This window comes from Micromonospora sp. CNZ322 (genome assembly GCF_007827755.1).
Window position 1 is genome coordinate 152,855 of the sequence record NZ_VITD01000004.1, and the last position, 13,758, is coordinate 166,612.

16 protein-coding genes are annotated in these 13,758 nt (G+C 66.2%); 9 read left to right on the forward strand and 7 right to left on the reverse strand.

Annotated features, from left to right (window positions below; all coding sequences use genetic code 11):
• The first annotated feature begins 66 nt into the window (after positions 1 to 66).
• Together FB453_RS12065 and FB453_RS12070 are read left to right on the forward strand one after the other, a co-directional pair.
• Positions 67 to 825: an XRE family transcriptional regulator gene (locus FB453_RS12065; RefSeq protein ID WP_145789899.1), complete on the forward strand. Its 759-nt coding sequence runs from the start codon at positions 67 to 69 to the stop codon at positions 823 to 825.
• Between the two features lie 4 nt (positions 826 to 829).
• On the forward strand, positions 830 to 1,300 hold the full coding sequence (locus FB453_RS12070) for an NUDIX hydrolase (RefSeq protein WP_145789901.1): 471 nt from the start codon (positions 830 to 832) through the stop codon (positions 1,298 to 1,300).
• Here FB453_RS12070 and FB453_RS12075 read toward each other — a convergent pair.
• Complete coding sequence (locus FB453_RS12075; RefSeq protein ID WP_145789903.1) at positions 1,288 to 1,851, reverse strand: HD domain-containing protein; 564 nt, start codon at positions 1,849 to 1,851, stop codon at positions 1,288 to 1,290. The genes FB453_RS12070 and FB453_RS12075 overlap by 13 nt on opposite strands.
• A gap of 1,196 nt (positions 1,852 to 3,047) precedes the next feature.
• Positions 3,048 to 3,497, reverse strand: a complete 450-nt coding sequence (locus FB453_RS12080) for a hypothetical protein (protein WP_145789905.1) — start codon at positions 3,495 to 3,497, stop codon at positions 3,048 to 3,050.
• Positions 3,498 to 3,520: 23 nt separating this feature from the next.
• Here FB453_RS12080 and FB453_RS12085 point away from each other — a divergent pair, with 23 nt between their 5' ends.
• A complete protein-coding gene (locus FB453_RS12085) occupies positions 3,521 to 4,573 on the forward strand; it encodes a serine/threonine-protein kinase (protein WP_145789907.1) in 1,053 nt (350 codons plus the stop codon).
• Between the two features lie 107 nt (positions 4,574 to 4,680).
• Here FB453_RS12085 and FB453_RS12090 read toward each other — a convergent pair whose 3' ends face one another.
• The 3 genes from FB453_RS12090 to FB453_RS12100 all read right to left on the reverse strand — a co-directional run bounded on the left by FB453_RS12090 (position 4,681) and on the right by FB453_RS12100 (position 6,418).
• Complete coding sequence (locus FB453_RS12090; RefSeq protein WP_486480243.1) at positions 4,681 to 5,145, reverse strand: nucleotidyl cyclase domain-containing protein; 465 nt, start codon at positions 5,143 to 5,145, stop codon at positions 4,681 to 4,683.
• Positions 5,146 to 5,360: 215 nt separating this feature from the next.
• Positions 5,361 to 5,609 (reverse strand): hypothetical protein, encoded by a 249-nt coding sequence (locus FB453_RS12095; protein WP_145789911.1) that lies wholly within the window; start codon positions 5,607 to 5,609, stop codon positions 5,361 to 5,363.
• 89 nt (positions 5,610 to 5,698) lie between these two features.
• Positions 5,699 to 6,418: a Crp/Fnr family transcriptional regulator gene (locus tag FB453_RS12100; protein ID WP_486480244.1), complete on the reverse strand. Its 720-nt coding sequence runs from the start codon at positions 6,416 to 6,418 to the stop codon at positions 5,699 to 5,701.
• Between the two features lie 464 nt (positions 6,419 to 6,882).
• Between FB453_RS12100 and FB453_RS12105 the strand changes: the two genes are divergently transcribed.
• Positions 6,883 to 7,662, forward strand: coding sequence for a hypothetical protein (locus FB453_RS12105; RefSeq protein WP_145789915.1), 780 nt, complete (start codon positions 6,883 to 6,885; stop codon positions 7,660 to 7,662).
• 24 nt (positions 7,663 to 7,686) lie between these two features.
• Here FB453_RS12105 and FB453_RS12110 read toward each other — a convergent pair whose 3' ends face one another.
• Positions 7,687 to 8,025, reverse strand: a complete 339-nt coding sequence (locus FB453_RS12110) for a hypothetical protein (RefSeq protein ID WP_145789917.1) — start codon at positions 8,023 to 8,025, stop codon at positions 7,687 to 7,689.
• Positions 8,026 to 8,198: 173 nt separating this feature from the next.
• On the opposite strand from FB453_RS12110, the gene FB453_RS12115 reads away from it, so the two are divergent.
• The 4 genes from FB453_RS12115 to FB453_RS12130 all read left to right on the forward strand — a co-directional run bounded on the left by FB453_RS12115 (position 8,199) and on the right by FB453_RS12130 (position 10,439).
• Positions 8,199 to 8,600, forward strand: coding sequence for a helix-turn-helix domain-containing protein (locus FB453_RS12115; RefSeq protein WP_112605121.1), 402 nt, complete (start codon positions 8,199 to 8,201; stop codon positions 8,598 to 8,600).
• 35 nt (positions 8,601 to 8,635) lie between these two features.
• On the forward strand, positions 8,636 to 9,055 hold the full coding sequence (locus FB453_RS12120) for a VOC family protein (RefSeq protein WP_088952055.1): 420 nt from the start codon (positions 8,636 to 8,638) through the stop codon (positions 9,053 to 9,055).
• 11 nt (positions 9,056 to 9,066) lie between these two features.
• Positions 9,067 to 9,726: a DUF998 domain-containing protein gene (locus FB453_RS12125; RefSeq protein ID WP_145789919.1), complete on the forward strand. Its 660-nt coding sequence runs from the start codon at positions 9,067 to 9,069 to the stop codon at positions 9,724 to 9,726.
• Positions 9,727 to 9,794: 68 nt separating this feature from the next.
• Complete coding sequence (locus tag FB453_RS12130) at positions 9,795 to 10,439, forward strand: histidine phosphatase family protein (RefSeq protein ID WP_145789921.1); 645 nt, start codon at positions 9,795 to 9,797, stop codon at positions 10,437 to 10,439.
• On the opposite strand, the gene FB453_RS12135 is transcribed toward FB453_RS12130, so the two are convergent.
• Positions 10,427 to 10,996 (reverse strand): hypothetical protein, encoded by a 570-nt coding sequence (locus FB453_RS12135; RefSeq protein WP_145789924.1) that lies wholly within the window; start codon positions 10,994 to 10,996, stop codon positions 10,427 to 10,429. The two genes, FB453_RS12130 and FB453_RS12135, sit on opposite strands and share 13 nt — an antisense overlap.
• 167 nt (positions 10,997 to 11,163) lie before the next feature.
• Here FB453_RS12135 and FB453_RS12140 point away from each other — a divergent pair, with 167 nt between their 5' ends.
• Entirely contained in the window at positions 11,164 to 13,551 is a 2,388-nt protein-coding gene (locus FB453_RS12140) for a M4 family metallopeptidase (protein ID WP_145789926.1), read from the forward strand.
• The last annotated feature ends 207 nt before the right edge of the window (positions 13,552 to 13,758 follow it).

Sequence of the window (13,758 nt, forward strand, 5' to 3'; positions counted from 1 at the left end):
GCTGGACGACTATGGGACGTCTTAGTTACGATGAATGCGTCCCTAGTCGTCCCTTGAGGAGGAACGATGCCAAACGACCGGCTCCGCGATGCCATCCTGCGCAACGGCCTGACGCCGGTCGCTGTGGCCGAGAAGATCGGGGTTGATGCGAAGACCGTAGAACGGTGGATCACGCAGGACCGGACGCCGTACCCGCGTCACCGACACGCAATCGCGGCAATGGTGCGGGAAGACGTGCCGTACCTGTGGCCAGACGCGGTGACCCCCGAGAAGGCGTCGAGGATTGGGCAGAGCGAGTTGGTGCAGCTCTACACCCGGCGCTCTGCCGTGCCGTACGACCTATGGCGTCGACTGATCGAACGCGCGGAGAAGCGAATAGACGTGCTGGCCTACGCCGGCCTGTTCCTCGTAGAGCAGGACCGCAGGCTGATCGACACCCTGCGTCAAAAGGCTGTTGACGGCGTCACGGTGACAATCCTGCTCGGGGACCCGAATAGCGAGGCGATCGAGCGCAAGAGCATCGAGGAGGGTTCGCCGGGTGTGATGGCCGCGAAGATCCGCCAAGTTCAGCAGTACTACAACCGGCTTGACGATGCGCCCGGGGTGAAGGTCCGCTACCACAACACGACGTTGTACAACTCGATCTATCGCTTCGATGACGAGATGTTGGTGAACATGCACGTGCTCGGGTTTCCGGCGCCACATGCGCCCGTGATGCATCTGCGCAGGCTCAACGGCGGCGATCTGTTTGGCACGTACGCCGACAGCTTCGACCGGGTCCTAGCTGCCTCGACGACTCAGCCACGCGGCGAGATGGCAGCCTAAGAGCATGGCAAGAACCGAGCACTACCACGACCCGAGCGCGCCGAAGGCCAACAGCATCGTCGTCGCCGTCTCCGTCTTCGTACGAGACGATCGCGGACGGGTGCTGCTCATCCAGCGGACCGACAACGGCCTGTGGTCCCTGCCCGGCGGCGGACAGGAAGTTGGCGAGTCGGTCGCAGAGACGGCAGTCCGGGAAACCCACGAGGAAACCGGCATCCGCGTCGAAGTGCTCGGGATCGTCGGCGTCTACTCCGACCCCGGTCACGTCATCGAGTACTCAGACGGCGAGGTACGACAGCAGTTCTCGCTCTGCTTCCGCGCCGTACCGGTCAGCGGCAAACCGACGCCGAGCGATGAGTCACATGACGTCCGGTGGGTGGCCCGCGACGAGCTGGCCGCGCTCGACATCCACCCGTCGACCCTGCTCCGCATCACCCAAGGCTACGAGGAACGTCCCGAGCCCTACATCGGCTGATGGACGCCGGCGAGCCGGCGCTGAGTCCGCCGCACGGCAGCGACCATCTCCGGTTCCGCCCGACCGATGAACCGGGTAACCAGGTGCTCCGGCCCGTACCGCGACCGAATCTCCGCCAGCCGCTCCAACACCTCGAAATCCTGGCCATCCGGTCCGGTCGTCATGTCTGCGCAGCAGATGGCGTCGGTCACCGCGGTTTCCTCCCGAGGGAACTCGGCGGCCAGGGCCTCACCGAGCCCACGCTCGTCGGCTTCCAGCCAGGCGCAGGAGTGATGAGCGACCAAGGCGGCAATCCGCTCATTGAAGTGCTCACGGCGTAGCCAGCGGCCACCGTCGAGCGAGTGGAAGCCGGTGTCGACCAGGTCAGGGCTGTAACCGACGTCGTGTAGCCAGGCCGATGCTACGAGCACCTCACGATCCTCGCTCGGGACTGCTCCGCTAATCCGGTCCGCCTTGGCAGCGACCGCCTGGACGTGACTCCATCGACGGGGCAACGGTGTCTCCAGCAGGTGTCGTGCAACTTCCCGAGCGGTGTCGACGAGGTCGGCCATATCGCCAGGGTACGGAGGCACCCGGTCCGCTCGCCATCCCGTGTTCGGGTGCCGGCCGAGCTGCCGGCGAAGTGGTTCAAAGTTTCTGTACGTCTTCAAGGCGGCCCTGAACGGGCCGCACGCGCCGCCGCCTGGGCGCGCGTCCGTCGCTCCGCTGGCGCTCCGACTCCGGCCACGCAACACGCCCGGCGGCTGGCGCGGAAGCGGGAAGCCCAAGGGGCCGCCGCAGAACGACAGGCCGCTGACCGGCGGGGTGGTGGGCCGGCAGCAGCCGGCCGGGCCGCGCGGCCACGAGGCCGCACGGCGCAGGGGAGCGCACGCCGGCCGCGTCGGCGAGTTGGTGGCGGTCGCGGGGTTGCGGTTACTGCGCCTCCGGCGGGGGCGCTCCGGCTCCAGGATGGCCGGGGCTCCGTCGGCGCGTCGCGGTCCGTGGGTGGTTGCGGTAAGCCATCCCGCCCGCCGTCGACCCGGGCAAGCCGAGCAGACCACCGCCCGACCCGCCAGCGCCCGACCGTGCGTCAAGGTCCGCTTGACGTGGCGGGCCGGGCGGTGGCCCGCTCCCCAAGTGGGCGGGTCGACGGCAGACGGGATGGCAGGGCCGTTTGCAAGGCTGTGCGACAACCGACTACGCGTGCCGAACCGACCTATTTGTGACGAGACGCGGGTAACGTTGCAGTGACAAACCCCATCAAGATCCACACGTCTGGCTATGCAAGCCCATACTTGGGCTCCGGTCGTTAGCACGCATGTTCGCGATGGTGGAGGACGCTGTGAGCAGTCTGTTGGACCTCGTGGCAGCAAGCGAGCGCAACGTGAACGAGTTGTCTGATAGGGGCCGGCTGAGGGAGGCTGCTTCTCAGGTTGCTTTAGTGGCAAACAGTTACGGGATGACACGTCTCGTTGCTGCGAGCCCTGCCGCAGAGCGTCTTGTCGGCGCTGCCCTCCTGATGACGCCCGGCCTCCGCGCTTTGATGTATTCACAAGGAGGGCTCGACCTTGACGGAGAGCCCGTGCTGGTCGTAGATGTCAACTTGGCCAGCGGGACGGGGATGGCCAATGCCGCTCGTCGAGCTCGGCAGGCAGGAGCTGGCCGAGTGGCCGGAGCCGCTCTGCACGCACTGCCGCACGCTGTTGGCCCAGTAGAGTGCGGTGTGGACGCGTTGGAGATCCTGCAAGTTTGATTCGCCTGGATTGGGTCACTTCGCTGGCAAAGCGCTAAGAGCCGCGCTCGCAGCAGTCGCGCGAGCTTTGTCAAGCGCTTGGCCAGCAGAGTCGGCCTTCGGCTTCGAGACGCCGAGTTCGAGGCCGATTTCTTTTCCAGTTCGAACGCGCACGTCTGAAAGTCGCCCCTTACACGCGAAGCCTAGTGCCCCCTCAATCAAGAGCCTGTGACGAGGTGCGGCTGAGCGGCTTGCGACTGGGGCGAAGTCAGCAATGCGGATCACCGCCGCATCAGCGCCAAGAGCGGCGAGTTTGCTGCTCAGCTGTTTAGCCAAGTCCTCTCCTTGATCCATAACATAATCACTGGCTGTCTTCAAGTCGAACACGCCAACTTTCGTTGGAGCGTCGCGGGTTCCATCCAGAAGAACGCAGGAAACAACGGGGCGCTTCGGCGTCATCGACACCGCGATACCAAGGGTGGTCACTCAGATAAACTACGCTCATCGTCATGTCTGCCTCCACGCAGCCGTACCCCGCGGGGGGGCGGATCAATGATCGTTACACGGTCACCAGGGATCTAGGCAAGGGCAGTGACGGGCAGGTTTACCTGGTATTCGACCAGTATCTGCACAAAGAGGTCGCTCTAAAGATCCTTGCTCCGCGTCCCGGTCAGGCAGCAACATGGGACGAAGCTCAGATGCTGGAGCAGTTAAAGTCGGAATTCCTCCTACCTGTGTTCAACGCGGACATCTTGCACCCTTCGGACCTACGGTATCTGGCTACGGCACACATGCCTGGCGGTGATCTCCACACAAAGGCAGGTTCCTACGGAGTGGGCACGGACCAGGCAATTCGCTGGGCGATCGAAATCGCCCATGGCCTTGAGCGCGTTCACGCTGACGGTCTTGTCCATCGCGACGTTAAGCCCGCGAACGTGTTTCTCGGGGACAATGAGAGGGCCCTACTGGGCGACCTTGGCAAGGCTCATCGGCTCGACTCATCGGGGAGCGCTCCGCCCGATGGAACTCCTGCGACGGTGGCTCCCGAGGTTTTATCCCGGCATGTATGTAGTGTCGCTTCGGACATCTACTCACTCGGGGCCACGATCTGTTACCTGTTGACGGGCAAGTTTCCTGTCGATACCCGTGGAGATACGGCGCGTGTCTTGGCAAGGGTCAAGTCTGGAGAGAAGCGACCTGTGCGAGACTTGGGACCCCACATCTCCCAGAGTCTGGGTCAGGTTCTCGAGAAATGTCTGTCCGTCGACCCAGTTATTCGGCCCAACAGTGCGTTAGAGGTCGCCAATCGGCTCGCGTCTGCCGGTGTCCACGATCGGGTGTGGCGGCTTGTCCCAACACACGACGGCCACCTAATGTGCATGACCGGTGGACCGAAACGCACGGCGAAGGCTGTGACCGTGTGCGCAGTTCAAGCCAGCGCCTCGCACTGCGATATCCAAGTCACCTTGACAACCGGGGTCCGTGTTCGGCGGCATGAGCGGTCCGGTGTATCTCGCCAGCGTGTCCTACAGGAGTTGCGGACGCTTGCTCGCGCTATTTAGGGCAACTTTTGTTAGATCCAGGGAGTTTCGCGCTCGAGCACTGTGCCGTCCAGCTCCTAACATCAGTCAGCTAAAGCCGTTGCTTCAGGGTCAAGCTCCTGACCAACTTACTTGGCGCGTGGATTGTCGGTAACGTAAACCATGCGCTCTACTCCGCCTATCGTGTAACTGGCGAATGAGCCGGCGGGCAGTGAGTCATTCTTGATGTGCTTGGCTGCTTGGTCAGTGATGGCGATGCTGTCTGGAGGCGCAAGACGGGACAGTTTTGCTGCGGTATGAACGCCGATCCCCGTCCAAGCTGTGAAGGGATTTGCCTCGCTCCCGACTGCAACCGCGAAGATGGGGCTGTGGTCTATTCCTATCGTGACATCGAGCCCGTCTTTACCAAGCAGAGTGTGAACCTTTTCGGCAAGCTCCGGAACTTGCTGCATCACGTAGCTACGGGCGCTGTGCAAAATCTCGGTTGCTGTCTTCAAAGCGGAGTCAGTGCTACGTTCTCCTGTGTAGAGAACAAGGGCGCCATCCCCGTTGAAATGTTGAATAGAACCGCCTTCTCGCTCCACTGCCTCCACCGCACCCTGAATGAATACTTGCAGTATTCGAGCCAGGGCAACCTCACCGACATGCACAAGGAGGTCGGTTGATCTCCTCAGATCGAAGAAGAGGCTCGTTGCAGAGAAGGTAACCGAGATATCCGAAGACCACATCTCGGCGGGAGTGGGCAGCTGCCTTCGTGGCGAGTTGGCCGGAGGCCATGTCTCGCTACGCGGACCCGTCTGTTGGTACATCACTTGCCCTGTGCCGGTTCGGCGCTCGGAACATGAACGCTGTTGTTGGCCGGTTCGCGGTTCATGGCCCTTACGGACGACAGCTCCAAGTAGAGCCCCAGCGCCATGGTGACCACGCCGAAGCCGGCAAGCAAGACGATCCGAAGCCGAGAGATGTTGGCGATCTGCACACCACCGACGCGAAGTCCTCCGCCGAGGATGGTGATGGCTACGAGTACGGCCCCTACGACGGCCAAGGTCAAGTTCATAGTGCGCGCCCCTCAAGACGACAGCAACGGCGAGTCCGTGGTAGTGGAAACCATACCAGGACGGGTTGCGAAGACGTACTTGTAAGGGTTTAGAGGCTGTCGGCGTGGGCGATCCGCTGGAGGCTGCTACGGTCCGTAATTACTACCCTGCGGTAGCCCACTCGGATTACGCCCTCGTTTCGGAGCGTTCGCAACGCCTTATGGACAGAGACTTCAGCGGCTCCAATCATCGACGCTAGGTCTGACTGGGTTATCGGGATGTCGATCACCGTGCCGGCCGCCTCTTGGTGGCCAAAGCTGTCGGCGAGCACCTCTAGGACGCCCGCGAGCCGAGTGATCACTGACTGTGACGCGAAGCTAAGCCTTTGTTGGTTCGCGGAGGCTAGTCGCTGGGCAATCATCTTGGTCAGGGCCAGCGCAATCGACGGGTCGTCCTGTAGTAGCTGCGTAAAGTCTCGATTCCTGATAAGGCGGGCGGAAACTTCGAGCACGGCCTGGACCGTAGCGGAACGACCCTCTCCGGTTATAGCGGACAATTCACCCACGACATCACCGGGGCCGCGCCACGCGAGAGTCACCCTGTCGCCTTCTGGCGTGACAGCCTCGATCTTCACTACGCCGCTCGTTATCGCGAACACATGGTCGGATGGATCACCGTGCCGCACTAGCGTCTCCCCGGCACCAAAAGTCCTCCTGGTGCCGACCTTGATTACCCGTTCCAGAGAAGCCGGATTGAGTGACGCAAGGAAGCTTTTTGCCCGCCACTGAACCCGCTCCCCGTCAGCGCTGGCGGCACTAGGGGCTTCCACGCTCAGCCCTCCACTCGAACTCCGCTGGTCGACTCCGAGGCAAGCCTAGCCTCAAGGTTGTGCGGAGGCGGAGACAGTTGGGCGGGGTTTGAGTGTGTCCGTCTTTGGAGGTCTGCGCCCGCTAAGAACTGCCGCTCTTTGAGGTTCGCTCGGGTGAGCCAGGTTGTTGGGCTGGCGACAGCTACGCTGACAGCAACCGCCTCGGACGCCAGCGCGCTAACGAGTCCGGGCATGGACGAAGCTCCGAGCGTGCAGCCGGTCCCGGACGAGCGCGGACGACGTGCACAGAGCTTGTAAGCGAGATGTCGCCGGTTCGATCCCGGCCGGGGGCTCCAATTACATCAGACCTTTCCGAACGGCACTGCTGTCCCTGTCGGTCCGGCCCGAGCGGCACCCGGGCGTCGACCAAGTTCGCTATCGTGCCTCCGTCCCGCCATCAGGCGGTGGTCCACGGGGGAATCACAATGAAACAGAGCACCACTCTGCTCGTGCTGGGCCTGACCGGCGGCCTGTTCGTTGCTGCCGGCTGCACTCCGACGACTGAGCCCACGCGCGCCGACAAGCTGGTCCAGGCCACCGCCACGGCCACTGCCGTGCCGTCTCCGACGCCCAACGTCCGCGGCGAATTGGTCGCGGCATTGCAGCGGTCGCAGGGGGCTGCCCACCGGTACGCCGTGCGCGGCAACCTGCCCGAAGGGCAGAACGTCAACGGCACGGGTGCCTTCGATCCGAAGAAGCGCCGTTTCCAGACCACGATCTCGGTCACCGGAGGGAAGTATCCGTCGGCGGGGAGCCGGATCGTGATTGGCAACGACAGTTACGTGCGGCCGTCCGACGACAAGGACTGGGTGCACGTCGATCTGAAGCGAGTGAAGCGCGACGATCCCTTCCTGCGCTTCGACTGGGTCGACCCGACCGGCCTGAAGGCGTTCACCTCGTCGATCGCCTCGGTGGACCGCGTCGACCCGCATACCTACACCGGCCGTTTCGACCCCACCGGCAAGGACGCCACGTCGTTCCTCCCGGTGGGCGCACCGAGCATCGTCTCGATCGGCATAGGCCTGTCGCCGTTCACGATCACGACCGACGAGCAGGGTTGGGTGACCTCGATCAAGGTGGAGCTGAGCCCCAGCGATGGCCCGAAGCTGACGCTGACCACCACCATGAAAGATCATGGGAAGTCCTTGAAGATCAACGCGCCGGCACGCGCTGGTGAGGCCGCCGACTTCTACTACCGCAAGTAACAGTTCAGCCGCACCAGGCCGGTGTCACTCAGGGCGCACGGTGTCCCACAGGTGTGGTTGGCGGTAGTGGTTGCGAGCACCAGCCGCCAGCACCGCCCGCAGCGGTACGAGGTGTGGGGTGTCCGCGGGTAGCTGAAGGCGGTCCAGCAGGGCGAGCGCCGGCACCGGTTCGAGGTCGCCGTAGACGTCGTGGTAGCTGGCCCGGAGGCCATTGAACAACGCCAGCCGCAGCTCGGGCACGGTTGCGACAGCCTCATAGAGGTCACCCGCCGAGGTGGATTCCAACCAGCGTCCCTTACCGAGCGGCGTCACGCCCTGTTCGGCCAGCCAGCGCAGCGCGTCGTTCGCCTCGGGTGTGAGCACCCGCGAATCATCGGGGACCGGAGACAATCTGCGGGCCCCGGTCGTCCCGGTCGGGCCGCGAGGGGCACTGCCACCGCGGATGCCCCGAGTTGAGTGGCGCGCCCACCCGACCGGACGACGGAGCGCCCGGCGCTAACCTGGGGCCGGAGCAGCGCGGAGCGGGACGGGGGCAGATGAGTCGGGCGGTGGAGGAGTCGAACCGGGCGATGCTGCGCGCCCGGGACGCGATGGACCGGGCGTACGCCGAGCCTCTGGACATTCCCGCGTTGGCCCGGATCGCGCACGTCTCGCAGGCGCACTTCATTCGTACCTTCCGGGCCACCTTCGGTGAGACCCCGCACCGCTACCTGCAACGGCGCCGGGTGGAGCGGGCGATGTCGTTGCTGGTGGAGACCGAGCGGGACGTGACGGACATCTGCTACGCCGTCGGCTTCGGCAGCCTGGGCACGTTCAGTCGGACCTTCCGGCAGATCGTCGGGGAGTCCCCCTCGGATTTCCGGCGTCAACGCGTCGCGCCGGCCAACGTGCCGTCGTGCTTTACCAAAGCCTGGACCCGACCCAGCAGTTTTGGATAAGCCGCAGGTCACGGTCTACCTCTAGCGTCATGGGCATGACGATGAACGCGATCAGCCGCTCCCAGATCTACGTCCTCGACCAGGACGCCGCGCTTGACTTCTACGTCAACAAGCTCGGCATGGAGGTCAACACTGACCAGGACCTCGGCTTCATGCGGTGGCTCACTGTCAACCTGCCCGGCGACCCGGAGCGCGAGATCCTGTTGGAGAAGCCGGGCCCGCCCGCGCTGGACCCGGCCACTGCCGAGCAGGTCCGGGAGCTGCTCACCAAGGGTGCCCTCGGCGGGTACCTCTTCATGACCACTGACGACGCCCGCAAGACGCACGAGGATCTTGTGGCGAAGGGCGTCGAGATCACCGACGAGCCGACCGAGCGCCCGTACGGGATCGACTTCGGCATCCGGGACCCGTTCGGCAACCGGATCCGCATCGGCCAGATGTTCCCCCGGGCGTAGGGGGGCGGGCGATGAGCCAGGCCGCGGCGTTTCCCGTGGTACGACCGGCCGCCGTCGGTCGGGACCGCCTGCTGTTGCTCGGCGGGGTGCTCGCCGGCCCGATCTTCGTCGGCTCGGCGATGGTGCAGGCGGCGACCCGGGACGGCTTCGACTTTCGTCGCCACCCGGTCAGCGTGTTGAGCACCGGCGAGCTGGGTTGGATTCAGATCGTCACGTTCCTGGTCACCGGGGTGCTCTGCGTGCTGGCCGCCCAAGCGTTGCGCCGCCGTACCGGCGAAGGCAGCGGATCGGTCTGGCTCCCCCGACTGCTCGCGCTGTACGGCCTGGGCCTGGTCGGGGCGGCGATCTTCAGTGCCGACCCGGCCGACGGGTTCCCGGTCGGTACGCCTCGGGGCGCCGGTGAGATCAGTTGGCACGGGGGCCTGCACTTCCTGGTGGCGGCGGTCGCCTTCGTGTCTCTGATCGTGGCGACTGTGGTGGCCGCCCGGCAGGGGGCGCGCGGTCGAGCCGCGTACAGCCTGGTGACCGGGATGTTCTTCGCGGCGGCCTGGGTGACGTTGATCGCCCGGCCGGCACCGGCCGTGATGGTGGCGTTCGGCCTGGCGGTGACGGCTGGCTGGCTGTGGGTGTCGGTCACCTTCGCGCGGGCGGCGTCCGGTCGGGTCGACTGAGCCGACGGCCGCAGGACCGGGAGGTGCGGGGTCGAACTCGTACCTCCCGGTGTGTTGAGGTGGGGGCCATGGTGACCCGGTTGCTCTACCTGACCCGACACGCCGAGCAGGATCTCTCCGAGCCGAGTGGGCCGGATGCCGGCGAACCGGATACCGGCCTGTCGGAGCGCGGCCGGCGGCAGGCCACCCTGCTCGGCGAACGCCTGCGGGCCCGGCGGTTCGCCGCCGTCCACCACGGGCCGCTGCGCCGGGCCGCGCAGACCGCCGAGCTGGTCGCCAAGTCGCTGTCCGACGTTCCGGTGTACGAGACGGAGCTGGCCGGTGACCACCTCCCACACGACACGGATCCGGCTGGCCTGCCGCCCGCGTACGCCGAATTCCTGACGCAGTTCTCGGCGGCCGAGCGGGTCGACGGGCCGCGAGTGACGGCGGACGCGGTGCGACGGTTCGCCGGCCCGGTCGCCGAGGGACCCGCCGGCGGGGAACCGGTGCGTGAACTGGTCGTGACGCACAGCTTCCTGATCGCCCGGCTGGTGCGGCACGCCCTCGACGCGCCGGAGCGACGGTGGCTGGGTTTGAACTCGCACAACGCGGGGCTGACCGTCATCCGGTACAGCGCGGCCGGCCCGCCCAGTCTGATCGCCGTCAACGACGTGGCCCACCTGCCGCCGGAACTGCGGGGCACCGGCCTGCCCCCGGACTACCTGGTCTGAGTGTCGGTGGCCCGCAGCAGCAGCTCGACCAGCGCGCGGGTGGCTGGCAGCCGTTGCGCGTCGTCGCTGGGGCAGTCGTCGTACCCGATCTCGGTGGTGCCGACGGTCAGCCGGTAGCTGAACACGTCTGTGCAGTTGGTCGCGCCGGCCGTCTGGCGGGCCTCGGCGGACAGCCGGGAGTCGGCGGTCAGCCCGCGCAGCCGGCCGAGGTCGGCGGGGTTGAGTTGGCCGGTACGCCGACCGCCGGCACGGTCCACGGCCGTCCACCGGCCGTCCGGCGCGACGGTCACGGTGTCAGCGCGGCCGGCGAAGCCGCCGGAGCGAAACAGCATCACCCGCGTCGACGCGATATCGGTGGCCGGCGGCCCGGTCGGCAACGTGGAGGCGGGGGCCGCGGTTGGCGGCGGTGGGGCATCGGTGGCCGGCCCGGTCGGGGTGGGGCCGGCGCTGGTCGGCGGCTGGTCACGAGCGGCGCCGCTTCCGTCGGTGCTGGTGCAGCCGGCCAGGAGCGCGACCAGTAGGGCGAACGTGACGCCGGCTGTCGAGGCGGGTCTCATGTCCGTCGGACGTGCCGGGGCGGGTGTTGGTTCCCTCGTCAAGCCCCTCATCCGAACGGTCAATGTCGATGTCTGACATCGGTTCAGGCCTTCTCTTTTCTTCAACACATAGCTATATGTACATGCGTGACTACCTCCGTCACATCCTTCTCCTCTCAGGAGCGCACGTGAAAAGAGCTCTTGCCGCCGTCAGTGCAGTGCTGCTCACCAGCGGCCTGCTGACCGGCGCCGTCACCCCGGCGCATGCGGCCCCGCCCACCTCTCCCGCGCCGGACGCCTCCGCCGCGGCCCGAGCGGCAACCGTCCTACGAGCGAACCCCGGCGCCGTCCAGGGTTCGAGCGCCGAGTCCTACCAGGTGCACAGCACCAAGGTGGACGCCACGGGTGCCGCGCACACCCGCTACACCCGGACCTACCACGGCCTGCGGGTGTACGGCGGTGACTTCGTCATCCACACTGCGCCGAACGGCACGTACGCCGGCAGTTCGGTCGGTTTGGCCGCGCCGCTGACCCTCGCCACCTCGGCCAGGACCACCGCGGCGGCCGCGAAGAAGGCTGCCAGTGCCCGGTTCGCCGGTAAGGCCGAGGCGGTGGGCACACCGGAACTGTTCGTCGACGCCAGCTCCGGCACGGGCCGGCTGGCGTGGGAGACCGTGGTCAGCGGGTGGCAGCCCGACGGGCAGACCCCGTCCCGGCTGCACGTGATCACCGACGCCGCCACCGGCGCGACAGTCGGGTCGTACGACGAGATCGAGTCGGTGGTCGGCAGCGGTCAGGGCATCTACACCGGCACGGTCAGCATCGACACGACGCTCTCCGGCAGCACGTACCAGATGATCGATCCGTCGCACGGCAACGGCCGTACCTGCGACATGAACAACGGCACGTCGACCTGCACCACCTTCACCGACGCGGACAACGCGTGGGGCACCGGGGCAAACTCCAACCGGCAGTCCGCCGGCGTGGACGCGTACTTCGGCGCGGCGAAGACGTTCGACTACTTCAAGAACGTGCACGCCCGCAACGGCATCTTCGGCAACGGCGCCGGCGTGCCGAGCCGGGTGCACTACGGCAACAACTACGTCAACGCCTTCTGGGACGGCGCCCAGATGACCTACGGTGACGGCTCCGGCAACTCCCGCCCCCTCGTCTCGCTGGACGTGGCTGGGCACGAGATGAGCCACGGTGTCACCGAAGCGCTGGCCGGCCTGGTCTACTCCGGCGAATCCGGTGGCCTCAACGAGGCCACCAGTGACATCTTCGGCAACATGGTGGAGTTCTACGCCGCCGCGCCGAGCGACCCGGGCGACTACCAGGTCGGCGAGAAGATCAACATCAACAACAACGGCACGCCGCTGCGCTACATGTACAACCCGTCGCTGGACGGCTCGTCGGACAGCTGTTGGTCCACCAGCACCAAGAACAAGGACGTGCACTACTCCTCCGGCGTGGCCAACCACTTCTTCTTCAACCTGGCCGAGGGCACCGGCGCCACCTCGTACGGCACCTCCCCGGTCTGTGGTTCCGCCCCTGCGATGACCGGCATCGGCCGGGCCAAGGCCGAGAAGATCTGGTTCCGGGCACTCGACGTCTACTTCACCTCCAACACGGCGTACGTCAGCACCAGCAACCCGGCGAACACCGCCCGCGCCTACAGTCTGCGGGCGGCCACCGACCTGCACGGAAGCTGCTCCACCGAGTACAAGGCCGTGCAGGCCGCCTGGACCGCGGTGAACGTCGCCGGCAACGATGCGCCCTGCTCGACCGGCAACGACTTCTCCGTGTCGCTCTCGCCGACCGCCGGCTCGGTGAACCCGGGCAGCTCCGCCGCCACCACCGTGTCGACCGCCACCACCAGTGGCTCGGCGCAGACGGTGACGTTCTCCGCGTCCGGCCTGCCCAGCGGGGCGAGCGCCGCGTTCAGCCCCGCCTCGGTGACCTCGGGCGGCTCGTCCACCCTCACCATCAGCACCTCGGCGAGCACCCCGGCCGGCACGTACTCGATCACCGTCAACGGTGCCGGCGCGGTCACCCGCAGCGCCACCTACCGGCTGACCGTGAACGGCGCCGGTGGCGGTTGCACCGCGCCAGGTCAGAAGCTGGCCAACCCGGGCTTCGAATCCGGCGCGACCGGCTGGACGGCAAGCTCCGGCGTCATCACCAACTCCAGCAGCCAGGCAGCCCGCACCGGGTCGTACAAGGCATGGCTGAACGGGTACGGCAGCACCCGCACCGAGACGCTCGCCCAGTCGGTGAGCCTGCCGGCCGGCTGCGCGTCGTACGCCCTCAGCTTCTGGTTGCACATCGACTCCGCCGAGACCACCAGCAGCGTCGCCTACGACAAGCTCAACGTCCAGGTGCTCAACTCGAGCGGAACCGTTCTGGCCACCCTGGCGACCTACTCGAACCTGAACAAGGCCACCGGCTACAGCCAGAAGTCCTTCTCCCTGGCCGCGTACGCCGGCCAGACCGTCAGCCTGAAGTTCACCGGCACCGAGGACTCCTCGCTCCAGACGTCCTTCGTGGTCGACGACACCGCGGTCACCGTCTCCTGACCTGACCACGAGCCCAGCGACCCGCACAGTGGTCGCTGGGCTCGCCGGTGCGGGTCCCGGCAATCTTGGACTGTTTCCGTTAGCGCTGACGGAAACAGTCCAAGATTGCTTCGGGCAGTCCGCGTGGTCTGACCAATCGCCGCGCCGTTAGTGTCGCCGCACTGGTGCACGGCGTCGGCTCGCCAGATCGGCGTCGTCGAACGGGTG